The following is a 24,338-nucleotide window of genomic DNA, read 5'->3' as shown; positions in this document are numbered from 1 at the left end:
GCGCCCGTTCGATCCTGTGCTCCGTCGCGGAGAACGCTATCCCCCTATCCCCGAGTCGTGAGGCCGATCGGCCGTAACAGAACAGACGAGGACGCGTGAGTACCGAAAGACGACGCAACGCCGGCGGGCGGCGCCGGGCCAACGGCCCCGCCAACGACCCGCGCGGCGATAGCGGCAGGCGAGAGCCTCGCGGCTACGCTGAGGACGAACGCGCTGCCGGTCGCCGCAGGACCAGGGATTCCAGAGAAGACGACACCGGGGCGGGCTTTTGGGGAGACGACTCCTCCGAGCGTCGCCCCCGCCGTTCGCGTGAGGACCGTGACGACCGCGGCGGCCCGCCCCCACGGGCACACCGTTCGGCCGCATCGCCAGAGACGGGTGGTCGGCGACGCGCCGGCCGGCGAGAGGGCGGTTTCGACGACGAGCGCCCGCCGGAACGCCGCTCGCGCGCCACAGCACCCCAGGAGGGGCGCCGTCACGCCGCCGCGCACGGCGCCGGAGGCGGGGGGCGCCGTCGACCCCCCGACGAGTGGGAGGACGAGGAGGACGAGCGCGGCCCGCTGCGCAGGTTCCTGTCCAAGACCTGGAAGCCCGCCATCGTCACCTGCGGTGTCGGCTTCGTCGCCTGTGTGGCCTTCGCTGGCGTCGCCTACGCGATGACCCCCGACGCCAGCGACATGAGGGCCCAGGCCGAGGTCACCGAGGTCTCCACCACCATCAGCTACAAAGACGGCAGTGAGGCCACGACCTTCGGCGAGACCAACCGCGTCATCGTCGAGCGCGGCCAGATCCCCGACAGTGTCATCAGCGGCGTGCTCGCCGCCGAACAGCGCGGCTTCTGGGAGGAGCCCGCCATCTCCCCCACCGGTCTGACGCGCGCCGTCCTCTCGGGTGGCAGCGCCGGCGGTGGTTCCACCATCACCCAGCAGATGGCGCGTAACTACTATGACGGGCTGTCGCAGGAGCGTTCCTACGTCCGTAAGTTCAAGGAGATCTTCATCGCCTTGAAGGTGGGCCAGGCGCTGAGCAAGGACGAGATCCTCACCCAGTACCTCAACACCATCTACTTCGGTCGGCAGGCCTACGGCGTCCAAGCCGCCGCACAGGCGTACTTCGGCAAGAACGTCGAAGACCTCGACTACGCCGAGGGTGCCTTCATCGGCGCGATCATCCAGCAGCCCGGCAACTTCGAGAACTACGAGGAAGGTTCGGAGACCGAGGAGCTGCTGCACGACCGGTGGGAGAACTACGTCGTCGACGGCATGGTCGAGCTGCACAAGGAAGACCCCGAGTGGGGGCTCAGTCAGGCCGAGGCCGCCGGGTTGGAGTTCCCCGAGCTCCAGCCCTACGAGCCCGGTGACTCCTACGAGGGGTACAAGGGCTACATCATCCAGTCGGTGCAGCGGGAGTTGCGCGACCGCTACGAGCTGTCCGATACCCAGATCAACAGCGGGCTGCGCATCACCACCTCGCTGGACCAAAGCCTCATGGAGGCCGCCGAGGCGGCGGTGCGCGAGACCCGGCCCGAGGGCATGCCCGAGGAGACCAACTACGGTCTCGCCGCGGTCCACCCCGCGACGGGCGAGATCCGCGCCTTCTACGGCGGCAGCAACTTCGTCGACGATGCCAACAACTCACTGATCGAGCGCGGCCAGGCCGGTTCGGCGTTCAAGCCCTACACGCTGGCCACCGGCCTGGAGAACGGCATCGGGCTCAGGAGCGTCTTCGACGGCGACTCCCCGCAGGAGTTCCCCGGGCTCAACGCCCCGGTCGAGAACGACAGCAACGTCTCCTACGGGCCGGTCAATCTCATCGAGTCCACGGCCAACTCGATCAACACCAGCTTCGTCGCGCTGGCTGTCGAAGTCGGGCCGGCCAAGGTGCGCGAGACCGCCCAGAGGGCCGGCATCCCCGAGAAGCAGTTCGAGACCGCCGGCCTGGGCCCCAACATCACGCTGGGCGTCCACGAGGTGGCCGCCGTCGACCAGGCCGCAGGCTTTTCCACCTTCGCCAACAACGGCGTCCACATGCCCCAGCACATGATCGTCGAGGTCAAGGACCGCGACGGTAACGTGCTGGAGCCCAACGACGCCGACCTGCTCGACACCGGCAGCCGCGCGTTCAGCGCCGACGCCGCCGCCGACGCCACCTACGCCATGACCCAGGTGGTCGAGCAGGGCAACTCCGGCGAGGCCACCCTGGACGGCCGTCCCGTGGCCGGCAAGACCGGTACCTCCAACTCGGCGAAGTCGGCGTGGTTCGTGGGCTTCACCCCGCAGTTGTCCACCGCCGTGGGGCTGCACCGCGACGACGGCCAGCCCGTGGAGATCCCCGGCCTGGCCGGGGTGTACGGCTCGACGCTGCCGGCCAGCATCTGGCAGGCGTTCATGACCAAGGCCATGGAGGGCGAGCCCGTCGAGCAGTTCCCCGAGCCCGTTTACATGGGTGAGGAGCGACGCTTCATCGAGCCCAGCCCGAGCGCCAGCGCCAGCCCCAGCGCGACGCAGACCCAGGAGGAGACGAGTTCGCCCTCGCCCGACCCCACCGTCTCCTCGCCGGACCCGTCCTTCTCGCCGTCGTGGCCCAACGGGGGGCTCGACTGCTCGATCCCGCAGGTCCGCCAGACCTTCCCGGAGGAATGCCAAGGGTGGGAGCCGTCCGGTGAGCCCAGCAACACCACCTCCCCCTCCAACGGCGAGGACTGTCCGAACGGGGAGTGCACCAGCGACGACAACAGCCCCGGCAACGGTGGCGGCGGCGGTAATTCCGGCGGTGGTGGCGGCCTCTTGGGTGGGGGATAACCCGTGGCCCAGCGATTGACCGGCGGTGCCGGCGACGACGTCGCCGGCACCGTTCATTCCCCCACCCAGCGCCAGGCGTTCCCCTGGCCCCAGCTCGTCGGGGTCGCCGCCCTCGGCGCTCTGCTCGGCTACCTCCTCAAGGCCCCCTGCCGGTTCGGCGGCGCCTGGGTCGATGGCACCCAGTTCGCCAAGGCGTGCTACACCGACGTCTTCCCGCTCTACTACCGCGACGAGCTCGACGCCGGTACCGTCCCCTACCTGGACAAGCCGGTGGAGTACCCGGTGCTCACCGGCGAACTGATGCACGTCCTCGCCCGCGCCGTCTCGTGGCTGCCCGACGCCACCTCGCGCGGCTACGCCTACTTCGACCTCACCGCTTTGGTGATGGCGGTGTGCCTGACGGCCACCGTGTTGGGCGTGGGGTGGCTCGCCGGCCATGGCGGCATCGCCGCCGCCGGTTCCCCCGACGGTGCGCTGTTCGACCACCGCCGGGCCCTGGCCGCTGGCGCGTTCACGGCGCTGGTGCCCGCGGCGCTGCTGGCCGCCTACATCAACTGGGACATGCTCGCCGTGGCGCTCCTGATCGGCGGTCTCGTCTCCTATGCGCGGGGGCGGGAGTGGTCGGCGGGCGCGCTCATCGGCCTGGCGGTGTCCGCCAAGTTCTACCCGTTCCTGTTCTTCGGCCCGCTGTTCGTGCTCGCGGTGCGCGACCGGTTCCGCCACGGCCGCTCCTGGCAACAGGTGGGCGGGGACCTCGGCCGTCCCCTAGGAGCCGCGGTGCTCACCTGGGTAGCGGTCAACCTGCCCATCTACCTGGTCGCGCCGCAGGGCTGGGCGGAGTTCTTCACCTTCAGCCGGGAGCGCGGCGCCGACTGGGGGTCGATCTACTACCTTCTCGGTGAGTTCGACCTGTTCGACACCGCCAACCTGGATCTGGTCAACCTCGTGGGCACCGGCTCGCTGGTGGTGGCGTGCGCAGGGGTCGCGCTGCTGGGGTTGTTCGCCCGGCGCCGGCCGCCGCTGGAGCAGCTCGTCTTCCTGGTGGTCGCCGCGTTTTTGATGACCAACAAGGTGTGGTCGCCGCAGTTCGTGCTATGGCTGCTGCCGCTGGCGGCCCTGGCATGGCCCCGCAACGTCGGCCGCTGGCCGGCGCTGCTGGTGTTCGGGGCGTGGCAGGTGGCCGAGGTCGGCTACATCCTGGGGATTTGGCAGTACCTGCTGTCGTTCTCCCCGCCCGAGGGCGCTCCCGATGCCGGTATCGGGGTTGGCCTGTATGCCGTCGTGTTGTTGGGGCGGCTGTTCTCACTGCTGGCGGTATGTGTGCTGCTCGTTGTGGATTGCTTGCGGAGCGGCGATTCGCAGGCGTGAGCGCTGGTAACCTTGGCTTTTAGTCCGGCTCCGAGCCCCCTGATGTGACAGTGGTCGAATCCGGTGGGGCTCCTGCCCTCCTGCCATGGCCCCTATAGCCATGGCCGCGTCAGTCCAGAGGAGGTACGAACGCCTATGCGTCGTTACGAAGTCATGATCATCCTCGACCCCAGCCTCGATGAGCGCACGGTGTCGCCCTCGATCGAACAGTTCCTGGGCGTCGTCCGCAACGACGGCGGCTCGGTCGAGAAGGTCGATGTGTGGGGAAGGCGCCGCCTGTCCTACGACATCGGCAAGAACAGCGAGGGTATCTACGCGGTGATCGACCTCACCGCCAAGCCCGAGACGGTCAAGGAGCTCGACCGCCAGCTCGGCCTCACCGAGGCTGTCCTGCGTACCAAGGTGCTGCGGCCCGCGGCGCACTGAGTCGCACGCCCCACGGCCTACATCGCACTGTTTCCGCATCCGCCTGATCCGTCCTAGGAAAACCGGAGCCACTCCATGGCAGGCGAAACCCAGATCACGCTCGTCGGCAACCTCGTCGACGACCCTGAACTGCGATTCACTCCCAGCGGTGCCGCGGTCGCGAACTTCCGCGTGGCCTCGACCCCGCGCCAGTTCGACCGGCAGAGCGGAGAGTGGAGGGACGGCGAGTCCATGTTCCTCAACTGCTCCGTGTGGCGCCAGTACGCGGAGAACGTGGCCGAGAGCCTGCAACGCGGCATGCGTGTCATTGTGCAGGGACGGCTCAAGCAGCGCTCCTTCGAGACCAAGGAGGGCGAGAAGCGCACCGTCTTCGAGATCGACGTCGACGAGGTCGGCCCAGCGCTGCGCAGCGCCACCGCGAAGGTGACGCGGACCCAGCGCCAAGGCGGCCAGCAAGGCGGCGGTTTCGGTGGTGGCTACGGCAACCAGGGCGGTGGCTTCGGCGGCGGCCAGCAGGGCGGCGGTCGCTCCGGCCCGCCCGCTGACGACCCGTGGGCCACTGGCGGCGGTTTCGGCGGCGGCGGTGGTGGCGGCGGTTTCTCCGACGAGCCGCCGTTCTAGGCACGCGCTCGCGGCCGTGGCGTCGCCGATACGCGCATATCCGATCGAAACGACCATCCCCGGGAGTATCCGGGGCTCTTGTAAAGGAGCACCACGATGGCGAAACCGGCAGCGCGCAAGCCGAAGAAGAAGGTTTGCCTGTTCTGTCAGGAAAAGCTGTCCTACGTCGACTACAAGGACACCACCCTGCTGCGCAAGTTCATCTCCGAGCGCGGCAAGATCCGTGCCCGCCGGGTCACCGGCAACTGCACCCAGCACCAGCGTGACGTCGCCACGGCGATCAAGAACGCTCGCGAGATGGCCCTGCTGCCCTACACCAGCAGCGCTCGCTAACGGGGATTCGGAGGTTCAAGTCGTGAAACTCATCATGACCCACGAGGTCAGCGGCCTCGGCGCCCCGGGCGATGTCGTCGAGGTGAAGGACGGCTACGGCCGCAACTATCTGCTGCCGCGCGGATTCGCGGTGCGCTGGACCCGCGGCGGCCAGAAGCAGATCGACTCGATCCGGCGGGCCCGTGCCGCACGCGAGATCCGCAGCCTCGACGACGCGCGCCAGATCGCGGGCCAGCTCAAGGCCCTCAAGGTCCCCATGTCGCGGCGCGCGGGCAAGTCGGGTCGGCTGTTCGGCTCGGTCACGCCGGCCGATGTCGCCGAGGCGGTCAAGGCCGCCGGCGGCCCTGAGATCGACAAGCGTCGCGTCCAGATCCGCACCCCCATCAAGTCCGCCGGTGACCACACGGTCGAGATCCGCCTCCACCCGGAGGTCACCGCGACGATCCACTTGGAGGTCACCGGCGTGTAGGACGCGCCCGACCCACTCCGGTCCCGGTTCCCGCGCAGCGGAGCCGGGACCTCGTTTTTCCGGTGGTCCCGCTGTTCCCCCGGCGGCCGGTACCGGCCCCGCTCGCTCGGCGCGTGACGTTGCACGCCCGCTATGTCTGGCTTCTGCGGTTCACTAACCCAGTGGTGCCTATCGCCAAGGATGCGACATGCCGCATGAGGTAACTATTTGCTTTCAGATCGTCACCTATGGTGATCGGTGGGCCTACTACTCCACTGGAAGGATGAGGCCGAGTGTCGACTCATGAACAGCGTGCAGCAGCAGGGGAGATGACCCGCCGCAGCGTGTTCCGTGGAGCCGCGGTCGTGGCCGGCGGCGTGCTCGTCGGGGGTGCCATCGAGGTCGGCGACGCGTCCAGCGCGTTCGCCGCGGGCGAGCCGGCAATCCATCACCGCGGCCACTGGAACGCGCGCGGGGCGAAATACAGGGCCACCGTCCTCGACAAGCGGCCAGACCATATCGTCGTGCATCACACGGCGACTACCAACAGCACGGACTACTCCAGATACCACGCCTTTCGACTGTCCAGGGCCATCCAGAGGTACCACATGGACCACAACGGGTGGAGCGACGTCGGCCAGCAACTCACCATTAGCCGCGGCGGCCACATCATGGAGGGCCGTAATCGTTCGCTGCTGGCGATCCGCCGGCGCGAACATGTCGTGGGCGCCCATACCGCCAGCCATAACTCCCACACCATCGGGATCGAAAACGAGGGCAGCTATGCCTCCGCGACCCCACCGGGCGCACTCATGGTCTCCTTGGTGGAAACCTGCGCCTGGCTGTGCTACGTCTACGGGCTCGACCCCGACCACGCCATCGTCGGCCACCGCGACTACAACTTCACCAGTTGCCCTGGCGATCGGCTGTATTCCATGCTGCCCGAGGTGCGACGCAGCGTGCGCTCGCGGCTAGCTGAGCTTCAGGCACGGGTGCGGCAGTTGGCTCCTGTCGACATCGCGGTCGAGCACCGCCCCTCCCATCCTGGAGTGCCCCAGAATGAGCGCAGGGAGCTGTACTACCACGGCCCCGCGGTGGGTGAGGAAGAAGCGCCGCTGTGATCCCGTCGGGCTGGTCACGGCCGTGCCGCGCCGGTGACCAGCCATGCCGTTCCCCTGGCCCGCAGGCCCAGGGTGAGCCCACGGGCCAGCATCCACACGCCGAAGGCCAGCCACAGCCCCACCAGACCGGTGGCCGGTTCGCGTGGGGTCAGCCACAGCACCGCCGCGGCGAACGGCAGGTAGGCCAGCATCGTCACGAAGCTCGCCCACGCGAGGTAACGCTGGTCACCCGCACCCATGAGGATGCCGTCGAGCACCATCACGACGCCGCTCAGCGGTTGCAACAGCGCCACTACGACGAGGCCGCCCAGGATCAGGTGGCTCACCTGTGGGTCGGTTGTGAACACCGCCGGTACCCATGGCCGTACCAGCAGCACTACAGCGGCGAAAAGCACACCCAGCACGATGCCCCACTCGACCATCCGTCGGGTGGCGGCCCGGGTGCCGGCCACGTCGGTCGAGCCCAGGTAGCGCCCGATAATGGCCTGGCCGGCGATGGCGATGGCGTCCATCGCGAACACCAGCAGCGACCACAGTTGCGAGACCACTTGGTGGGCGGCGATCTCGGGGTCGCCCAACCGGGCGGCCACCGAGGTGGCCAGCAACAGCACGACTCGCAGCGACACGGTGCGGACGAACAGGGCCGCCCCTGCCGCGGCCGAGGAGCGCAGGCCGGCCACGTCGGGCAGCAGCCCCACCCGGTAACGGCGAGCAGCCCGGGTGACCACGGCGACATAGCAGGCCGCGCCCGTAGTCTGGGCGATGACCGTCGCCCAGGCGGAACCGGCGATGCCCCAGTCCAGGTACAGCACGAACGTGACGCACAGCGCGATGTTGGCGAGGTTGGCCCCCACGGTGACGACAAGGGGGACGGCGGCGTTTTGCAGGCCACGCAGTACACCGGTGCCGGCCATGATGACCAGCAGCCCTGGGACGCTGAGCAGGCTGACGCGCAGGTAGGTCAGCGCGTGTGGTGCGACGTCGGGCGAGGCGCCCAGCGACTCCACCAGCAGGGGCGCCAGCGGTTCGCCCACGGCGACGACTCCGACGCCGATGAGCGCGGCCAGCCACATGCCGTCCACACCGTCGCGGATACCGCCGCGGATGTCACCGGCGCCGAACTTGCGTGCCACCGCCGACGTGGTGCCGTAGGCCAGGAAGATGCACAGGTTCGCCAGTGTCAGCAGAATCTGGCTGGCCACCCCCAGGCCGCCCAGAGGCGCGGTGCCCAGTTGGCCGACGACCGCGGAGTCGGCGAGCAGGAACAGCGGTTCGGAAACGAGGGCGAAGAAGGTGGGGATGGCGAGACGGAAGATCTCGCGGTCGTGCGGGTGGCGCAACGGTGGGGCCGACAACAGTCTGGGCATGGCCTAGTCACGCTACCGCTCTTATCCCAGCGGATGACGGGGGTGTCCACAGTTATCCACCTCACCCCGATATGCCTGTGGATAACTTGTGGAAATCCAAGGCAGAAATTTCTTCCACACACAGCCGGTGCACAGTGTTTTCGCAGCTCAAAAGGGGTGTTTGGTGGACGGCGAGAAGTTATCCACAGGCGTTGTGCACAAGCTATCCGCAAGAAGACGCGCTTCGTCCACAAGATCTCCCCAGTTTTGTCCACAGGCAGCTTTGCTGACTGTCGTACTCAGTGGCGAGAATCCAAGCTCGGGGTATGCACCATCCAGCCCAGGGGGAAGTCGTGAGCGTTGCCGAAGGGCCACCAGAAGGGGGCGGGTTCGAGCGCACACCTCCCCACGACATCACCGCCGAACAGTGCGTTTTGGGGGGGATGCTGCTGTCCAAGGAGGCCATCACCCAGGTCGTCGAGATCGTCCGCAGCGCCGACTTCTACCGGCCGGCGCACCAGACGATCTACGACACCGTCATCGACCTTTTCTCCCGCGGTGAGCCCGTCGACGCCGTCTCGGTCAACGCCGAACTCACCAAGCGTGGCGATATCACCCGCGTCGGTGGGGCGCCCTACCTGCACACCCTGATCGAGGCCGTCCCCACTGCCGCCAACGCCGGCTACTACGCCGGCATCGTCTCCGACCGGGCTGTGCTGCGCCGCCTCGTCGAGGCCGGCACGCGCATCGCCCAGATCGGCTACTCCGGCGGCGGCGAGATCGACGACCTCGTCGACCGCGCGCAGGCTGAGGTCTACCGCGTGGCCGAGAAGCGCACCGGAGAGGACTACCTCCCGCTCAGCGAGATCATGCCGGGCGCTCTCGACGAGATCGAGGCCATCTCCTCCCACGATGGCTCTATGACCGGGGTTCCCACCGGTTTCACCGACTTCGACCAGCTCTCCAACGGGTTACACCCCGGGCAGATGATCATCGTCGCCGCCCGTCCGGCCGTGGGAAAGGCGCTCGCCCTCGACACGCCGCTGCCCACCCCCGGCGGGTGGACCACCATGGGCGAGGTCGAGGTCGGCGACAGTCTCGTGGCGGCCGACGGTTCCCCCACGCGGGTCGTCGCCGCGACAGAGGTCATGCACCAGCGCCCCTGCTACGAGCTGACCTTCGACGACGGCACGACGGTGGTGGCCGACGCCGAGCACCAGTGGCCCGTCACCGCGGAGCCGGCGGCGACCCCGCTGCTCACCACGACCCGCCTGCTCGCCGAGCGCGGCGGCACCGTCCGTATCGGCCCCCGCGTGGTCACCGTGGTGCGCCCCGTCGCCCCCGTTCCGGTGCGCTGTGTGCAGATCGACCACCCCGACCACGTGTACCTGGCGACCCGGGCGCGGGTGCCCACCCATAACTCCACGCTGGCGCTTGACTTCGCGCGCGCGGCCTCGATCTCCCACCAGATGGCCAGCGTCGTCTTCAGCTTGGAGATGGGGCGCAACGAGATCGTCATGCGGCTGCTCTCTGCCGAGGCGCGGGTGCCGCTGCACACCATGCGGTCGGGGCTGATGACCGACGACGACTGGGCGCGCCTGGCGCGACGTATGGGTGAGGTCGCCAGCGCGCCGCTGTTCATCGACGACTCCCCGAACATGTCGATGATGGAGATTCGCGCCAAGTGCCGGCGACTCAAGCAGCAGCACGATCTCAAGTTGATCGTCGTCGACTATCTGCAACTGATGACCTCCAGCAGCAGGGTGGAGAGCCGGCAGCAGGAGGTCTCGGAGATGTCGCGTTCGCTCAAGCTCCTCGCCAAGGAACTTGAGGTTCCCGTGGTGGCGCTGTCGCAGCTCAACCGGGGGCCAGAGCAGCGAACCGACAAGAAACCCCAGATCAGTGATTTGCGTGAGTCCGGGTCCATCGAGCAGGACGCCGACATGGTGATCCTGCTCTACCGCGAGGATGTCCACGAGAAGGAGTCGCCGCGAGCCGGCGAGGCCGATCTCATCGTGGCCAAGCACCGCAACGGGCCCACGGCCACGGTCACGGTGGCGTTCCAGGGCCACTACAGTCGCTTTGTCGACATGGCGCCCGGCTGACCTTCCCCCGCCGGGGCTTGTGGCGGGGTGGGGTTTTGGCTCGAGGAAGGCATGCGGTGTTTCCCATCGCTCGTGCCTCGATCGCTGCGCGATCTCGGCAGCCTGGGGCGGGCTGCGGCCAAGGCGAGGGGGCACTGCGACGGGGTGGGGTGGGGCCGCGGCTCAACGCCTTCCGGTGCGCCCTCTGCCACCATCCCCGCGGAGATCGCCGTCCACCGCTGTATCCCAGCGACAGTCACATCTCCCGCGACAGTGATGTTCTGGGGCAGCCGCACCCCCTCCCGGGGGAGAGCGGGGGCTTGGCGAGGTTTGGGGGGCGGGGCGACATCGCGGGCCGGAGCGGCGCTGCCTCACCCCTGGGGTGTCCACGTCGTTTCCGCTCGCCCCCAGCCACAGCGCCTCCTTCGGGCTGCCGAGATCGCGTAGCGATCGAGGCACGAGCGAACAGCGATCTTTTTAGACCCGGGTAAGCGGGGGACCCCCACCTGCTGCCGCCCGCCCGCCACGACCACCGAGACCACACGACGATCAACGCACGAGCGACGGGAAAACCCCACCCTGTCAGTGCTGTCGGCCGGGAGGCATCCTCTTCGGGGAGCCTCGTTCACCTTTTGTTCACTTTTGGTTGGCTCTCGCGCCGTCACCCGAGGGGTGCGCGCTCGCGGCGTGATTCAGCTCCCAAAGATGGAGATCACACCACTTGAGCCGGGGCCGGTCACGTACGTGACCGGCCCCGGCTCAAGTGGTGTGATCCGTCGCTAGTGCCACTCGGCTCGCGGGCGGATGCGCCCGGCGGCGTCGGGAATCAGGACCCACCGCAGCGTCGGCCCGGCGTGCTGCTGCGTCTCGTCAGCGGTGCTGGCCGCAGCGCAGGAGGTCGTCGTGGTGCGGACGCGGTTGAGGCCGCGGCGGCGCCGGCGGGGGGTAATCGGACGGGCGGACAGTGGCGTGCCGCTTACGTGGCGAGCCATCACGACACCTCCTCGTTCCTTAAGTGGCTCCCTCTAGTTAACCCTTTATTTACTCTTGAGTCAACTTTGGTATACCTCAGGTTGTCCCAAACACGAAAAAGCGCCCGCCGTAGGCGGGCGCTGTGCCGTATCGGCCGGCGGCTAGTCGCCAGGGAAGATGAGCCCCACGACTTCCAGGTAGAGCTGCTCAGGATAAGGAACGTAGTTGATCTTGCTCAGGGCTTGGTCCTGACCGGCCGACTCCATGACGAACGTGCCGTAGCCGATCAGCCGCCCCAGGATCGAACGTTCAAAGCGCATGTCGGTCACCTTGCCGAGCGGCATCATGTTGACCTGCCGCGTGATCAGCCCCGTGGTGAGCAGCAGCCGCGCCGACGTGATGACGAAGTACTCTACCGACCACTCCGCCACTCGCCACACGAACCAGACGAGGACCAACAGCCAGACCCACCAGACCACGGCCACCGCTATCGGCGCGCCCACGAAACCACTCAGGATGCCGGCACCGATGAGGCTGCCCAACACCACCGCCACTGGCATCAGGAGCACGGCGGGGTGCCGGCGCATCGTAATGACCTGCTTCTCATGAGGCAGCAGGTAACGGTGGACCGACGCTGGCGCGTCGTCCTCCGGACTGTGGACGAGCTTCATCATGGCTGCGGTACCTCTAGACCGCCAGCGCGTTTACGAAGCGAGATAGGGAATCGGCCGCTGACATGATGCCGCCCATACCGGCGTCGATCACTCCCGCGGCTGATTCAGGTTGAGTGAGTAGATAGAAGGCAACAAAGGCAACAAGCGCAATTTTCGACCATTGTTTCACTCTATCCATGCCGGCTCCCCAAGAATGCAGCTACCCACTAACCCGCAACGATTGTTACATCAGCCGGGTACGGAGTAAAGGGAATCGCCTCACCCGGCGTGGCGCCCCAGGTCAGCACGTTGTGGTTGTCCTCACTGCCATATAACGGTCATCCCTGTTCGGACAGTGCCACCGCCAAGACCCGCAGGTGCTGCCGAGCGATCCGCTCCACCAGGTCCGGAGTAGCCCGTCCCGTCACGTCCTGCGCGCCATGGCGAGCCGCGTTCACACATCTCGACACCGTGGTATCGGGGTGTACGCCGTTGAACTCAGCCCGAAGTTTGCTGATGACGGTGGAGAACTCTCGGGGTGCGGTGTCGTGCTTCTCGGACATGTCACTCCTTGAGGGGTTAAGGGTGATCGATAGCTCTCCGTACCCGTCTTTCTACGGCACGTGATCGGCCATGTTATGCCGCCGATCGCGGTGCCGAAGGCGCGGGAGAGTGGGAAGGGGAGCGGAGGCTGTTGTGGATGCTGGGTCGGGGGCTCCTGTGTTCGCCTCGGCGTATGCAGTTGTGGCGGGTTGGCTTCGTCGGGCGCTTCACATGGGCTAAAGGATCACAACAACCATGATCACTCTAATGTGTCACATCTTCATCTCGGGATGAATTCGGCTAGCACAAAAAACATGCTTTACGCACATGCTTCTCACAGCTACCCACCCGAGCATTCGCACACGTTGTGTGGCTGGATGTCCTGCCATCACGGGGGATGCCCCCCGTTTTCGGCTGTGTTGTGTGGCCCTTATACCCGTTTTCGTGCTGTGGTAGTCACCCCGCCGCGGATATCCCGTTCACCAGCGCTGAAACCGGTTAATCCATCCTGGCCGCGCTGTGGTCACAGGCACCCGTACAGCCGGTCGCCGGCGTCGCCCAACCCCGGCACGATGAAGCCGTTGGCGTCGAGCCGCTCGTCCACGGCCGCCGTCACCACCCGCAGCTTTACGGAACGCTCGTCGGGCGCTGCCTGCGCCAGCTTGGCGCGGGTCGCCTCCAGTCCCTCCGGCGCTGCCAGGAGGCAGATTGAGGTGATGTGGTCCGCGCCCCGATCGATGAGCAGCCGCAGCGACGCGGCGAGCGTGCCTCCGGTGGCGAGCATGGGGTCGAGCACGTAGCACTGCCGTTCCGACAGGTCGTGGGGGAGCCGGTCGGCGTAGGCCGCCGGCAGCAGCGTGTCCTCGTCGCGGGCCATCCCCAGAAAACCCACTTCCGAAGTAGGCAGCAGCCGCGTCATCCCGTCGAGCATCCCCAGACCGGCCCGCAGGATGGGAACCACGAGGGGGCGCGGTCGGCTCAACTGCACGCCGGGGGCGGGTGCGAGTGGCGTCTCAACGGTCGTTTCGGTCACCCGGACGTCGCGCGTGGCTTCGTAGGCCAGCAGCGTGACCAGCTCGTCGGCCAGCCTGCGGAACGTGGGGGAGTCCGTGCGGACGTCGCGAAGAATCGTGAGCTTGTGCGCCACGAGCGGGTGGTCGATCACATGGACGTCCATACGCCAAAAACACCCCATTGAACTGGAGAAACCGGGCTGCCCGGCGTCAGAGTCTAACGAGTGGCCCACGGCGGCGGGCCCGGTTTGTCACCATGTCCAGCCGTGTCGGCGCCGTGGGGCTGATGGCGGGGATCTCCGTTCGTCGCGGCAACGCCCACGATGATTTCTTGGAGTACGGGGCCTTACACAAATTGGCTCATGGGGGAGTGAAACGTGTCTCACCAGGTGTTCTCCCTCGCCAGTCGTGGTGTGATCGCCCTGACTGAGGCGGCAGAGTTCGCAAATCCGTTCTGCTGGGGACGGAGCGTCCGTTCTAATGGAACCTGTGAGCGCGGACTTCTATCACGAGGACAATTCGCACTGGACAGACCAGGTCGGGGGCGAGAGTGGCCGTTACGGTGACGCCGCTCCGGACGATCTGCGATCCTGGCGGGATCACGGGCATCCGGGTGGAGCGACGATGACGCAACTCCAAGAGGGCGACGACGGCTCGTACGACTTCGTGGCCGTCGCTTACCGAGAAGAGGACTACTGGGACGTCGATCTACTCCCGGTAGCGCTGACATACGATCTCAAGGCTTTGGTGCACGCGCTGCGCCAGCAGCCCAGCATCAGTGGCGCTATCGGCTTGGTCTCCGTCGGAGAGGACTTCTTCATCATCGCGCGGGTCTACGGCCGCGACGATGTCAGCATTTTTCTCTCCGACGTCACTGCCTCGGTCGAGTGGCAGGTGGCTCGCGAGGTACTGGAGTACCTCGACATCGAGGTTCCCGAGGACGAGGATCTCGATCAGGTGCTCCCGGCGGGCGACCTATCGATCCTCGCTGACCTCGGACTTGACGAGATGGAGCTCGGCGCGCTGGCCGGGGACATCGATCTCTACCCCGACGAGGTCCTCGCCAGTATCGCCGAACGGCTGGGCTTCCAACAGGCGTTCCAACGAGCTTTGGACGCCTTGGGTTAAGCCGCTGGTAGGTGTGGAAGATCGCAGGAGGTCACCAACCTGAGGACTCGTAGAGAGGATGGGGGGAGCCCGGGTGTCGATCTTCGCAGCGGTGTTCGCCCGTTCTGCCGATGACTGGTCGGGGATCGAGATCGACCTGTCCGATGTCGGAGGCATCGACGACGTGGTCGATCTCATGCGCGATGTCGTGAGCGCTCGCGACACCGTCGCGGCCGAGGGGACCATGATCCTGATGGTCGAGGCCGACGATGAATGGTTCGGGATCGTGCGGGTCGACGACCACGCCAACCCGCAGGTGTTCGTCTCCGACACCCGGGTCGTCGACGGTTACCCCATCGCGGCGGTGTTGCTGGAGACCGACGGCCAGCTCGAGGAGGCGGAAGACCCGGAGGACGCCGAGGGCACCGGCCAGACTCCCTACCCCGACCCCGCCGGCGACAGCACTCTCCTCGATGACTTGGGCACTCCCGAAGAGGATCTCGTCGCTCTCACGCTGCGCGAGGGGGTGCTGCCGGCCGACGCGCTGGCCGCGGTCGCCGACCGGGCCGGGTTCGCCGACTCCTTCGACGCGCTTCGGATATGACCGCCCCCACGGCCCGCGCCGGCTTCGACGCGGCGCTGCGACTCGCTCTGACCGAGGCGCGCGCCACCGCGGGCAGTGGCGATGTCCCCGTGGGGGCCGTGGTACTCGATGGCGCCGGCACGGTTGTCGGGGCCGGCCACAACGAGCGTGAGGCGACGGGCGATCCCACGGCCCACGCCGAGGTGCTGGCGTTGCGCGCCGCCGCTGCCCGCGTGGGGAGCTGGCGGCTGAGCGGACACACGCTGGCGGTGACGTTGGAGCCGTGCACGATGTGCGCCGGGGCGAGCGTGCTGGCCCGGGTCGACCGGATCATCTACGGGGTCCGCGATCCCAAGGCCGGCGCTGTGGGGTCGCTGTGGGACGTGGTGCGGGATCGCCGACTCAACCACCGTCCGGAGGTTGTGCCCCCCGATCTGGTCGATGCCGAGCTCGCCGGCGCGTGCGCGGCGCTCCTCACCGAGTTCTTCACACCCCGACGTTTCAGGTAGAGTGGCGCGCGGTGGAGTCGCCTAGTGGCCGAGGGCGCTCGCCTCGAAAGCGAGTGTAGGGCAACCTACCGTGGGTTCGAATCCCACCTCCACCGCACAGGGCCGCCGTTCGCCCAGGGGAATGCGTGGTCAAGAGCAAGGGCGGAAGTCGGTTGCCGCGAGCTGTCGCACATGTGTTGCACACGGCTGTTGAGCAACCGACTTCTGTGCTTTCCGGGGCCGTCTCAGGCGCCGCACAGCAGGTTGAGGGCACGGTCGACGTCGGCTTCGTCGTTGCAGACGTGGAACGACAGCCGTAGCCGGCCGTCGCGCATGGCGGCCACGACGCCGCCCTCGGTGAGCCTGGCCGCCCGTTGTGGATCGACATCGAGCGAGACGATCGCCGACTCCGCGCGCTGGGTGTCCGTCAGGCCCATCCCCGCGCGGAAGCGCCGCGCCAGGGCCCGGTTGTGCTCTCCGATCGCGGTCTCTCCCACGTCGGCGAGCATCTCCAGCGCAGGTGCCTGCCCCACCCATGAGGCCCACACCGGCGACAGGTCCAGCCGGCGGGCGTCGTCGGCCAGTCGCAGCGGTTCGCCGTAGAGCGAGTCCCAGATCGAGGCGCCGGCATACCAGTTGGCTCCCAGGGGCGGGAGGCCGGCGAGGGCTTCCTCGGTGCCGGCGAGGAAGGCCACCCCGCGCGGCCCGAGGAGCCACTTGTAGCCGGCGCATACGAGCAGGTCGATCCGATCGACGGGCAGCGGCAGCCAGCCGGTGGACTGCGTGGTGTCGAGGAGCAGTCGGGCGCCGTGCTCGCGGGTTGCCGTGCACAGTTCCTCGATCGGGGCGACCCGCCCGTCGGATGACTGCACTGCCGAGACGGCGACGAGGTCGGTCTCGTCGGTCACAGCCTCGGGGAGCGCTTCCAGCGGGACCGAACGCACCCGCACGCCCCGCTCGGCGGCGGCGAGGAAGGGAAACATTAGCGACGTGAAGTCGCCCTCGGCGAGTACGACCTGCGCGTCCGCGGGAAGCCCGCCGGCGACGAGTCCCACCAGTTGCGATGCCTGCGAGCCCACAGCCACTCGATGCGATGGGATGCCGGTGAGCCGGCTGAAGGCGGTCCGGGAACGGTCCACCGCCTCGTCGAGGGCAGCCAGCTCTAGGCGGCCGGCCGCGCGCCGGCGCTCGTGCTCGTGGACCGCCGCGCTCGCCGGACGCGGAGCCACCCCGTAGGTGGCGGTGTTGAGGTAGGTCACCTCGGTGTCGAACTGTTCGCGGAGGGAAGCCGCGCTCGTTTCGGGACGGGACGACGAGGTCGGAGTGTTCATGGCCCGATCGTGCCCTCGCGGCAGCCCAAGGACAAACGATTGTTTTTTAGCTCACCGATAAACCTGGTTGATATCTTCATTGTGTGCTTGATCTGCACCGGTTGCGCATCCTGCGCGAGGTGGGCCGGCTCGGTTCCATGACGGCCGCAGCCGCCGCGCTGTCCTACACCCAGCCCGCGGTCTCCCACCACATCAACCGGCTGGAGGCCGAGGTGGGCACCCCGCTGCTCACCCGGCATGGGCGCGGCGTCCGGTTGACCGAGGCGGGCCGGGTGCTGGTTGAGCGGGTCGACGCCGTGCTGACCGAGTTGGCCATGGCCGAGGAAGAGGTCGCGGCTATCGCGGGACTGCGCGGCGGGCGGGTGCGGCTGGCCGCTTTCCCCACGGCTGCCGCCGCTGTGGTCCCCGATGCGCTGGCCGCGTTGCACCGGCGTGCCCCTGGGGTCACGGTGAGCCTGGTCGAGGCCGAGCCGGCCGAGGCGCTGGGTCTGCTGCGCGCGGGAGAGGTCGACATCGCGCTCACGTTCCGCTACGGCGATTCCCCGCCCGACGCTGACACCCGGGTGCACGAGGTTTTCTTGATGTCCGACCCGGTACTGGTAGTGACGGGGGCGGACCATCCGTGCGCCGGCCAAGACGGCCTGCGGCTGGCCGATCTGGCCGACCAAACGTGGGCTTCGGGGTGCGAGCGCTGTCGTGACCATCTCGTGCGTACCTGCCATACGGCTGGGTTCGAGCCGCGCGTCGCCTACGCCACCGACGACTACGTGGCGATCCAGCGGCTCGTGTCGCGGGGGCTGGCGATTACCGCCCTGCCTGAGCTGGCGCTGACCCTGCACCGCCCGTCAGGGGTGGTGGTGCGGGCGGTGCCCGACTTGGCCGAGCGTCGGGTGCACGCTGTGGTGGTGGCGGGGGCGCGGGCGCCTGCCGTCTCGGTGATGCTCGACGAATTGGTGGCCGCTGCCGCCCCCACCGAGGTGCGGGAACCACTGGCCGCTCCGGCACCCGCCTCGGGAGCGACCACCGCCCACTGGCCGGTCACGCGAGGGGAGAGTCGGGGAGGTTGACGAGCCGCTCCCGCTCGCCTCCCGTGTCGCGGGTCTGGCGCCAGAGAGGGCTGTCCAGGAAGTGGTTGTCGAAGCGTTCCTGTGTGTCGAGGAGCTCCTGCGGCTCGGCTTCGCCTCTGTTGATCCGGTCGATGAGCCGGAAGTACTCGAAACGCTCGGCGTCGGGGGTCTGGATGATGAGCACGTCGGCCGTTGCATCGGGGGCCGCCGCGAAGGCGTGCGCCATGGTCGGCGGTACGAAGAGGAAGTCTCCTTCCCGGGCGGTGGTGACTCGATCGGCGCCACCGGCCGTTTTCGACGCTGGTAGCCCACCGTCGGCGGAGCCGTGGAGCCCCCTAGCGATCTGAACTGGCGAAAATCCGGATCTCGGAGTGTGGATGCGTGATTTCCCAGCTCAGACCTGCTCTGTATCGGGTCGGCGGTGCGGGCGCCACGCGCTGACCGCTGGCCCGGCGAGCGTCGCAGCGTAATGGCTGGTGCGAAAGCACGCTACCGGCAAGAGGACAACGGATATTCCGAAATTTTCGCTGCCGCTCATAGTGCATTTTGTTCTCCGGTGATAGCTATCACATATCCGTTGTTCCGATTGGCTGCACAAACAACCGTCGATAAGGGGATGACCTGCTGCTTTTTCTTCGTGGCGCTGGGGTGCTTTTCATTCCCCGGATGGTCCGCCCCTGGGATGTTCTTCTGGTCGTTCCCGCTCCTCGCTGCGACGGTGACTATGGTCTACTATTTCACAAAATAGGAAAAACCGGTTCATATCGAGTTGGCTTGACTGAACAACACAGTGACCACGGCAGGCGACGAGGCCCATAGCCGGCAATAAAAGACCAGGCCACCCTAGCTTTCGCAGAGCGACGTCGGGTGGATCGAGAAGGAGGTAGGGCATGTCCCCCAACATGACCACCCCACCACAGAGGTGACCGGTTCCGGCGCACCGCCGGGCCCCAAACGCGGCGGGAAACGCCCGACAAAGCGTCACTCGCTGTTGCAGCCATTGCTATGGCGGCTGCATTTCTTCGGTGGTTTCCTCGTCGCACCCATCGTGCTCTCGCTGGCGATCACCGGCATCCTCTACGCCTGGAATCCCCAGATCGAAGCCGCGCTGCACCACGAGACGCTCACCGCGACCGCCGAGGAACCGGCGCGGCCCTTGGGCGAGCAGGTCAGTGCCGCACAAGCCCAGTACCCCGATTGGCAGGTGCACGCCGTCACCCCAGCGCCCGAGGACAGTTCGGAGACGACCGGTGTCACGCTCGCGCCACCTCCCGACGGTTCGGCCCGCCTGAGGGCGCCGTCACCGTCTACGTCGATCCCGCATCGGCCCACGTCACCGGGGAGATCACCGAGTCCGAGCGCCCCGACGAGTAGTTGCGTAACCTGCACTCCAGTTGGCATCTGGGGGCGTTCGGGCAGCCGGTGACCGAACTCGCCGCCAGTTGGGTCCTCGTCTCGATCTTCACCGGCCTGTACCTGTGGTGGCCTCGCAGCAAGCGCGCACTGGCCCAAGCCTTCCGGATGCGCCGTCCGGGATGGTCGCGGTGGCGCTCGGTGCACTCGCTGTTGGGTGTGGTCATCTCCGTCTTCCTCGCACTCCTGGTGGTCACCGGCTTGACCTGGACCAACTACGCGGGCACATGGCTGGATGCGTTGCGCGCGCAGTTGGGTTCGGGGGCGCCCTCGGTCAGTACCGAGGTGGCCGGTGGCGAAGCGGCGAGCCAGTCCGGGGGCTCTGCCGGTGAATCGGCTGACGTCGATCTCACGGGCGACATCGACGGGGTGGCCGCCGCGGCGCACGAGGCCGGCCTGTCCGGCGCGCTGGAACTCACCCCGCCGGGCGAGCCGGGGCACGCCTGGACCGCTGAGGTCAACAAGCGCCAGTGGCCCATCGAGGACACCACGGTAGCCATCGACCCGGCCACCGGCCAGGTCACCGACCGCGTCGAGTGGAGTGACTACCCGCTGCTGGCCAAGGCCACCACTGTCGGGATCGCTTTCCATCAGGCGGAGCTGTTCGGGGTGGTTAACCAGGTGGGGCTGACGCTGCTCGCCCTCGCGCTGGTCGTGCTCATCCTCGCCGGCTACCGCATGTGGTGGCTGCGTCGCCCGGCCGGCGGGCTCGGGGCACCTCCCGCGGCGGGCCCACTCCTGCGCAACGTTCCGCTCCCGCTGCTGGTCGGTTTCGCGGTGCTCATGGTGCTGCTGCCCACCCTGGGCGTGTCGTTCCTGCTCTTCTTGTTGGCGGAGCGGCTGTGGCGGGCTGTGCGCGCTGCCCGTCCGCCCTCGTCGGGACAGCGCTGAGCCGTCGGCGGCGTGGCGCCGGGGAGGACGGCTCCCCGGCGCCCGCTGAGGGGGCCGGCGGGTCGTTTCAGTAGCCGCGGCGAATCCACGCGTGCAGGTGGGGTTTTTCGTCGCCGACGGTGGTGGACGGGCCGTGGCCGGGGTGGACGGCTGTGTGGGCGGGGAGAGTGAGCAGGCTTTCCTGGATGGATTCGATGACGACTTCGAAGTCGGAGAAGGAGCGCCCGGTGGCTCCGGGGCCGCCCCGGAAGAGGGTGTCGCCGCTGAACACGGCGCCGAGTTCGGGGACGTAGAAGCAGCAGGAGCCGGGGGAGTGGCCGGGAGTGTGCAGCACGCGCAGGTGGGTGGCGGCGATCTCGATGAGCTGGCCCTCCCGCAGGGCGCCCTCGGGCGGGCGCTGGGGGTGGGTGAGTTCCCAGACCTGTAGGTCGGCGGGGTGGAGCAGGATCGGCGCGTCGGTGGCCGCGGCCAACTCTGGCGCGATTGTGACGTGGTCGTCGTGGGCGTGGGTGGCCAGGATCGCCACGACTCGCCGGCCGGCGATGAGCTCGGTGATGGCGGTGAGGTCGTGGGGGGCGTCGATGACGACGCACTCGGTGTCGTCGCCGAGGACCCATACGTTGTTGTCGACCTCGAACGTCTGGCCGTCGAGGCTGAACGTTCCCGAGGTGGTGGTGTGGTCGATGCGCGCGCTCATGCGATCACCACCACCGAGCGCCGCACACCGCCGTGTCCCCTACCGCGGACTTCATGCCTCATCGCTACTCCCTCTCCTCGGTGAGCGCTGTCGTCGGGTTTGCTTTCGGGAACGCTGCGCCGCTGTCGCTGGACGCACCGGCCCGAGCCTGCCGTGCGAGAGCGGGGGCGCGAAGCCGCGATCGGAAGGGGCCGGCCGGTCGGGGCTCCCGGCGCTCGGCTGGAGCCGGGCGGCAACGTGTCGCGCGCACCTGCGGGGGTCCGGACCCGCCTGGACGCGCGGGACCGCCGGCGGACGCGGACGGCCGTTGCCTGCCGGTACCAAACCCATCGGCTCTCCTTAGCGTGTGCCGCACAGAGTGACATTTCGTCGCCACATTGCGGAAGGAGAAGCCGTCGATGCCAGTTATCCATGGCACGGATGCCGGGCCTCGTGGGAAGGCCGGAACGGAGCTGTGATCGGCCGCTGCCGCTGCGCCCCCTCCTGGACACGTCGGAAGAGGCGACCGGGCGACATGGTCCGCCCCGCCGAGGGACGTCGCCACGCTCCCAGCGGTTGGGCACGAGGATAATTCGATGTCGGCGGGCACGCCGGGATGACATCCTGAAGAGATGAGACCGGTGGTACGTGCGTTCGAGGATCGTGATCAGGATACGGTGGTCGCTCTTTCCCTGCGGGCGTGGGCGCCGGTCTTCGCTTCGCTGGAGAACGTCTTGGGCGACTCTGGGGTGTACGCGCAGATGCACCCGGACTGGCGTGCCGATCAGCGCCGTGCGGTCCAGCAGGCGTGCGGCTCGGAGAACATCCACGTGTGGGTCGCCGAGGTCGACACGCTCGTGGCCGGTTTCGTCGCCGTGCGGTTGGACCATGAGGCGAGCCTGGGGGAGATTTACATGGTCGCCGTCGACCCCGACCACCAGCGCAGCGGTGTGGGAACGGCGCTGACCTCGTTCGCTCTGGAGTGGATCAAGGAGCAGGGCATGGCCGTGGCCATGGTGGAGACCGGTGGCGACCCCGGCCACGCTCCCGCCCGCCGTGTCTACGAGCGGGCCGGTTTCGTGCAGCTCCCGATCGCCCGGTACTTCAAGAAGCTCTGAGTTCTTCGGGTGGGGGAAGGCGGTGAGGGGAGTGGGAACGCAGGAGCGCTGCATGTCGGTGCTGTGTGCTGAGGTCGGGGTGGGGGACGTGAGGCGGCGACGGCCGGTGGTGGGTGGGGCGGGTAGAGGCGTTTTGCGTCGCTCGCGCCTCGATCGCTTCGCGATCTCGGCAGCCTGAGGGGGTGCGGGGCCGGGTAGGCACCGAGTCGACACTGTGCACCGGGATCGGGGGCAGCGAGGACGGGTGGCGGGATCGGTTTGGATGCATGTTCGGCGACTCTCCTGGCCCAGGATCGCCGAATGGGCATCCTCGTCGTGATCATGGCGGCCGCGCGGGAGCTGGTTTGCCGGGTTTATGACGCCTTTCGGGGCGAGGGGAAGCCCGCCCCGCCTGCGGAACAGGCCGGTCGCGGGTTCGTGGCGCCCTCGACAGCCGCGATGATCATGGAAGCTCTACCTTCCCCGCTCCCATCTCGCAGCGGCCACCCACGCCCCCCAGCGAACCGGAACCGACCCTGCGCCCGCCCTACCCACCGCCTGTCGTCGCCGCCTACATTGTCGCCTCCGACTCCGGCGCACAGTACCGATTCCACACCACCTCTACCCACCACCGCTCCTAGGTTGCCGAGATCGCGAAGCGATCGAGGTGCGAGCGACGGGCATCTGTTACACCCGCCCACGCCGCGGCGCCACGGCTTTCGGATGCGGGCGGCCAGACCATCAAGAGCGCCTTACCAGCGAGGAAGCTAGTCATCCTACATTTGACAATGGGTGTTATGTGTGGTTTTTCGTTTTAGTGAACTGTGTGAAGAGGCTGTTACGTATCGGCTGACGTGGCCTTCCGGGGATTGACGGCCTTCTTGGGCGTGTGGCTTGATTGAGCTACCAAAATGATCCAGTGGTTCACTGAGTAGACCGATCCGGTTTTCCAGCGGTTTCACGAGACCGGCCGGTTCGGACGCCTCAACAGCTCACGGAAGGTCAGGCCATGGCACAGACCCGGATGCGGCCACCACCATCAGCGGCTCCGGCCGCCCAGGAGGCCGTCGCGACCCTCGGCCGGCAGGCCGGCTCGATGGCCGCCGCTCTGCGTCCGGTGGGGTGGTTCCTGATCGTCGCTGTGGCCGGGACGGCGCTGTGGGAGGGCTACAAAGCCCTCGGCCGCTCGATCGGCGACGTGATCCCCGGTCTCGGTATCGCCCTGCCGGTAGCTACCGACGACATGGCGATGCCCCACGTCGGGGCGATCCTGGGCTCACTGGGGGCGCCGGTGCAGCGCGGCGTCGACGTTTCCCTGGGCTCCTACCTGGTGCAGCAGGCCGCGGTCACGCTTCAGGAGGCGCTGGCCGGGCTGGTGCTGGGCCTGCTGCTGGGGTGCGCGCTGGCCGTGCTGTTCCTGCTGCTGGCGCCGGTGCGCCGCGGGCTGCTGCCGTGGGTGGTGGCCTCGCAGACCGTGCCGCTGGTGGCCATCGCCCCCATGGTGGTGGTCTGGGGCGGCCAGGTGGGCATGCCGGCGGCGCTCACGGTCGCCGCGATCTCGGCCTACCTGGCGTTCTTCCCGATCACCGTCAACACGCTGCGCGGCCTGCAATCGCCGGCGACCATCCAACTGGAGCTGATGCGCTCGATCGCGGCCTCGCGGCGCCAGACCCTGTGGGCGCTGCGGTTCCCGGCCGCGCTGCCCTACTTGTTCGCGGGGATGCGCGTGGCCGCCACCGCCAGCGTCATCGGCGCGATCGTCGGTGAGCTGTCGGCAGGCACCGGCAACGGCATCGGCCGCGCGATCCTCAACTTCACCTACTACTACTCCAGCGGCCCCGAGAAGCTCTACGCCGCCGTGCTCGTGGCGTCCCTGGCCGGGATCGTCTTCGTGCAACTGGTCAACCTGGCCGAACGGTTGGCGCTGCGCCACCGCCCGCGTGGCTGAGTTCGTCT

25 protein-coding genes, 1 tRNA gene and 1 pseudogene are annotated in these 24,338 nt (G+C 67.9%); 18 read left to right on the top strand and 9 right to left on the bottom strand.

Annotated features, from left to right (window positions below; all coding sequences use genetic code 11):
* Nucleotides 1-95 precede the first annotated feature (95 nt).
* The 7 genes from ABD848_RS05840 to ABD848_RS05810 all read left to right on the top strand — a co-directional run bounded on the left by ABD848_RS05840 (nt 96) and on the right by ABD848_RS05810 (nt 7,118).
* Nucleotides 96-2,801, top strand: coding sequence for a transglycosylase domain-containing protein (locus ABD848_RS05840; RefSeq protein ID WP_344968139.1), 2,706 nt, complete (start codon nt 96-98; stop codon nt 2,799-2,801).
* A gap of 3 nt (nt 2,802-2,804) precedes the next feature.
* Entirely contained in the window at nt 2,805-4,169 is a 1,365-nt protein-coding gene (locus tag ABD848_RS05835; RefSeq protein WP_344968137.1) for a glycosyltransferase family 87 protein, read from the top strand.
* Nucleotides 4,170-4,304: 135 nt separating this feature from the next.
* Nucleotides 4,305-4,595: a 30S ribosomal protein S6 gene (gene rpsF, locus ABD848_RS05830; RefSeq protein WP_344968135.1), complete on the top strand. Its 291-nt coding sequence runs from the start codon at nt 4,305-4,307 to the stop codon at nt 4,593-4,595.
* A gap of 75 nt (nt 4,596-4,670) precedes the next feature.
* Complete coding sequence (locus ABD848_RS05825) at nt 4,671-5,216, top strand: single-stranded DNA-binding protein (RefSeq protein ID WP_344968133.1); 546 nt, start codon at nt 4,671-4,673, stop codon at nt 5,214-5,216.
* A 96-nt stretch (nt 5,217-5,312) separates the two neighbouring features.
* Complete coding sequence (rpsR, locus tag ABD848_RS05820; protein WP_344968131.1) at nt 5,313-5,549, top strand: 30S ribosomal protein S18; 237 nt, start codon at nt 5,313-5,315, stop codon at nt 5,547-5,549.
* Between the two features lie 22 nt (nt 5,550-5,571).
* Nucleotides 5,572-6,018: a 50S ribosomal protein L9 gene (rplI, locus tag ABD848_RS05815; protein WP_344968129.1), complete on the top strand. Its 447-nt coding sequence runs from the start codon at nt 5,572-5,574 to the stop codon at nt 6,016-6,018.
* Nucleotides 6,019-6,326: 308 nt separating this feature from the next.
* Nucleotides 6,327-7,118, top strand: a complete 792-nt coding sequence (locus ABD848_RS05810; protein WP_344968510.1) for a peptidoglycan recognition protein family protein — start codon at nt 6,327-6,329, stop codon at nt 7,116-7,118.
* Between the two features lie 14 nt (nt 7,119-7,132).
* On the opposite strand, the gene ABD848_RS05805 is transcribed toward ABD848_RS05810, so the two are convergent.
* Entirely contained in the window at nt 7,133-8,485 is a 1,353-nt protein-coding gene (locus ABD848_RS05805; protein ID WP_344968127.1) for an MATE family efflux transporter, read from the bottom strand.
* A gap of 332 nt (nt 8,486-8,817) precedes the next feature.
* Here ABD848_RS05805 and dnaB point away from each other — a divergent pair, with 332 nt between their 5' ends.
* Complete coding sequence (gene dnaB / locus ABD848_RS05800; RefSeq protein WP_344968508.1) at nt 8,818-10,569, top strand: replicative DNA helicase; 1,752 nt, start codon at nt 8,818-8,820, stop codon at nt 10,567-10,569.
* Nucleotides 10,570-11,327: 758 nt separating this feature from the next.
* On the opposite strand, the gene ABD848_RS05795 is transcribed toward dnaB, so the two are convergent.
* The 5 genes from ABD848_RS05795 to upp all read right to left on the bottom strand — a co-directional run bounded on the left by ABD848_RS05795 (nt 11,328) and on the right by upp (nt 13,893).
* Nucleotides 11,328-11,540 carry a hypothetical protein gene (locus ABD848_RS05795; RefSeq protein WP_344968125.1) on the bottom strand — a complete coding sequence of 71 codons (213 nt, stop codon included), beginning with the start codon at nt 11,538-11,540 and terminating at the stop codon, nt 11,328-11,330.
* 141 nt (nt 11,541-11,681) lie between these two features.
* Nucleotides 11,682-12,191 carry a PH domain-containing protein gene (locus ABD848_RS05790; RefSeq protein WP_344968506.1) on the bottom strand — a complete coding sequence of 170 codons (510 nt, stop codon included), beginning with the start codon at nt 12,189-12,191 and terminating at the stop codon, nt 11,682-11,684.
* Nucleotides 12,192-12,207: 16 nt separating this feature from the next.
* Nucleotides 12,208-12,372, bottom strand: coding sequence for a hypothetical protein (locus ABD848_RS05785; protein WP_344968123.1), 165 nt, complete (start codon nt 12,370-12,372; stop codon nt 12,208-12,210).
* A gap of 139 nt (nt 12,373-12,511) precedes the next feature.
* Complete coding sequence (locus ABD848_RS05780; protein ID WP_344968121.1) at nt 12,512-12,736, bottom strand: hypothetical protein; 225 nt, start codon at nt 12,734-12,736, stop codon at nt 12,512-12,514.
* Between the two features lie 503 nt (nt 12,737-13,239).
* A complete protein-coding gene (upp, locus tag ABD848_RS05775; RefSeq protein ID WP_344968119.1) occupies nt 13,240-13,893 on the bottom strand; it encodes a uracil phosphoribosyltransferase in 654 nt (217 codons plus the stop codon).
* Between the two features lie 460 nt (nt 13,894-14,353).
* On the opposite strand from upp, the gene ABD848_RS05770 reads away from it, so the two are divergent.
* The 4 genes from ABD848_RS05770 (at nt 14,354) to ABD848_RS05755 (ending at nt 16,023) form a co-directional block, all read left to right on the top strand.
* Entirely contained in the window at nt 14,354-14,857 is a 504-nt protein-coding gene (locus tag ABD848_RS05770; RefSeq protein ID WP_344968117.1) for a tRNA adenosine deaminase-associated protein, read from the top strand.
* A gap of 73 nt (nt 14,858-14,930) precedes the next feature.
* Nucleotides 14,931-15,440: a tRNA adenosine deaminase-associated protein gene (locus ABD848_RS05765; protein WP_344968115.1), complete on the top strand. Its 510-nt coding sequence runs from the start codon at nt 14,931-14,933 to the stop codon at nt 15,438-15,440.
* Nucleotides 15,437-15,928 (top strand): nucleoside deaminase, encoded by a 492-nt coding sequence (locus ABD848_RS05760; protein ID WP_344968113.1) that lies wholly within the window; start codon nt 15,437-15,439, stop codon nt 15,926-15,928. Before ABD848_RS05765 ends, ABD848_RS05760 begins: the two co-directional genes overlap by 4 nt.
* Nucleotides 15,929-15,938: 10 nt before the next feature.
* Nucleotides 15,939-16,023: transfer RNA gene (locus ABD848_RS05755), tRNA-Ser, on the top strand.
* A gap of 129 nt (nt 16,024-16,152) precedes the next feature.
* Here the strand turns inward: ABD848_RS05755 and ABD848_RS05750 are convergent.
* Complete coding sequence (locus ABD848_RS05750; protein ID WP_344968111.1) at nt 16,153-17,238, bottom strand: aminotransferase class V-fold PLP-dependent enzyme; 1,086 nt, start codon at nt 17,236-17,238, stop codon at nt 16,153-16,155.
* A gap of 83 nt (nt 17,239-17,321) precedes the next feature.
* Here ABD848_RS05750 and ABD848_RS05745 point away from each other — a divergent pair, with 83 nt between their 5' ends.
* Complete coding sequence (locus ABD848_RS05745; RefSeq protein WP_344968109.1) at nt 17,322-18,305, top strand: LysR family transcriptional regulator; 984 nt, start codon at nt 17,322-17,324, stop codon at nt 18,303-18,305.
* On the opposite strand, the gene ABD848_RS05740 is transcribed toward ABD848_RS05745, so the two are convergent.
* Nucleotides 18,277-18,531, bottom strand: coding sequence for a hypothetical protein (locus tag ABD848_RS05740; RefSeq protein WP_344968107.1), 255 nt, complete (start codon nt 18,529-18,531; stop codon nt 18,277-18,279). The genes ABD848_RS05745 and ABD848_RS05740 overlap by 29 nt on opposite strands.
* A 696-nt stretch (nt 18,532-19,227) precedes the next feature.
* Between ABD848_RS05740 and ABD848_RS24985 the strand changes: the two are divergent.
* The 3 genes and pseudogenes from ABD848_RS24985 to ABD848_RS05725 all read left to right on the top strand — a co-directional run.
* Nucleotides 19,228-19,503: pseudogene (locus tag ABD848_RS24985) on the top strand (PepSY domain-containing protein); the annotation flags it as partial.
* Complete coding sequence (locus ABD848_RS05730; protein WP_344968103.1) at nt 19,503-19,679, top strand: hypothetical protein; 177 nt, start codon at nt 19,503-19,505, stop codon at nt 19,677-19,679. The pseudogene ABD848_RS24985 and the gene ABD848_RS05730, both read left to right, overlap by 1 nt.
* The gene (locus tag ABD848_RS05725) at nt 19,680-20,609 is read left to right on the top strand and encodes a PepSY-associated TM helix domain-containing protein (RefSeq protein WP_344968101.1); all 930 of its coding nucleotides are present in this window, start codon (nt 19,680-19,682) and stop codon (nt 20,607-20,609) included.
* 67 nt (nt 20,610-20,676) lie between these two features.
* Here ABD848_RS05725 and ABD848_RS05720 read toward each other — a convergent pair whose 3' ends face one another.
* Entirely contained in the window at nt 20,677-21,306 is a 630-nt protein-coding gene (locus ABD848_RS05720) for an MBL fold metallo-hydrolase (protein ID WP_344968099.1), read from the bottom strand.
* 611 nt (nt 21,307-21,917) lie between these two features.
* Between ABD848_RS05720 and ABD848_RS05715 the strand changes: the two genes are divergently transcribed.
* Complete coding sequence (locus ABD848_RS05715; RefSeq protein WP_344968097.1) at nt 21,918-22,403, top strand: GNAT family N-acetyltransferase; 486 nt, start codon at nt 21,918-21,920, stop codon at nt 22,401-22,403.
* A 988-nt stretch (nt 22,404-23,391) separates the two neighbouring features.
* On the top strand, nt 23,392-24,330 hold the full coding sequence (locus tag ABD848_RS05710; RefSeq protein WP_344968095.1) for an ABC transporter permease: 939 nt from the start codon (nt 23,392-23,394) through the stop codon (nt 24,328-24,330).
* Nucleotides 24,331-24,338: the final 8 nt, after the last annotated feature.

Source organism: Salinactinospora qingdaonensis (assembly GCF_039539445.1).
Lineage (GTDB): Bacteria > Actinomycetota > Actinomycetes > Streptosporangiales > Streptosporangiaceae > Salinactinospora > Salinactinospora qingdaonensis.
Note: the sequence above shows the minus strand (reverse complement) of the source record. Positions and strands in the feature narration are given on the sequence as shown.

Bases quoted from the DNA above. Each gene is read 5' to 3' on its own strand.
- rpsF (WP_344968135.1), top strand. From the start codon at position 4,305: ATGCGTCGTTACGAAGTCATGATCATCCTCGACCCCAGCCTCGATGAG.
- ABD848_RS05825 (WP_344968133.1), top strand. From the start codon at position 4,671: ATGGCAGGCGAAACCCAGATCACGCTCGTCGGCAACCTCGTCGACGAC.
- rpsR (WP_344968131.1), top strand. From the start codon at position 5,313: ATGGCGAAACCGGCAGCGCGCAAGCCGAAGAAGAAGGTTTGCCTGTTC.
- ABD848_RS05810 (WP_344968510.1), top strand. From the start codon at position 6,327: ATGACCCGCCGCAGCGTGTTCCGTGGAGCCGCGGTCGTGGCCGGCGGC.
- ABD848_RS05805 (WP_344968127.1), bottom strand. From the start codon at position 8,485: ATGCCCAGACTGTTGTCGGCCCCACCGTTGCGCCACCCGCACGACCGC.
- ABD848_RS05795 (WP_344968125.1), bottom strand. From the start codon at position 11,540: ATGGCTCGCCACGTAAGCGGCACGCCACTGTCCGCCCGTCCGATTACC.
- ABD848_RS05790 (WP_344968506.1), bottom strand. From the start codon at position 12,191: ATGAAGCTCGTCCACAGTCCGGAGGACGACGCGCCAGCGTCGGTCCAC.
- ABD848_RS05785 (WP_344968123.1), bottom strand. From the start codon at position 12,372: ATGGATAGAGTGAAACAATGGTCGAAAATTGCGCTTGTTGCCTTTGTT.
- ABD848_RS05780 (WP_344968121.1), bottom strand. From the start codon at position 12,736: ATGTCCGAGAAGCACGACACCGCACCCCGAGAGTTCTCCACCGTCATC.
- upp (WP_344968119.1), bottom strand. From the start codon at position 13,893: ATGGACGTCCATGTGATCGACCACCCGCTCGTGGCGCACAAGCTCACG.
- ABD848_RS05770 (WP_344968117.1), top strand. From the start codon at position 14,354: ATGACGCAACTCCAAGAGGGCGACGACGGCTCGTACGACTTCGTGGCC.
- ABD848_RS05760 (WP_344968113.1), top strand. From the start codon at position 15,437: ATGACCGCCCCCACGGCCCGCGCCGGCTTCGACGCGGCGCTGCGACTC.
- ABD848_RS05750 (WP_344968111.1), bottom strand. From the start codon at position 17,238: ATGAACACTCCGACCTCGTCGTCCCGTCCCGAAACGAGCGCGGCTTCC.
- ABD848_RS05740 (WP_344968107.1), bottom strand. From the start codon at position 18,531: ATGGCGCACGCCTTCGCGGCGGCCCCCGATGCAACGGCCGACGTGCTC.
- ABD848_RS05720 (WP_344968099.1), bottom strand. From the start codon at position 21,306: ATGAGCGCGCGCATCGACCACACCACCACCTCGGGAACGTTCAGCCTC.
- ABD848_RS05715 (WP_344968097.1), top strand. From the start codon at position 21,918: ATGAGACCGGTGGTACGTGCGTTCGAGGATCGTGATCAGGATACGGTG.
- ABD848_RS05710 (WP_344968095.1), top strand. From the start codon at position 23,392: ATGGCACAGACCCGGATGCGGCCACCACCATCAGCGGCTCCGGCCGCC.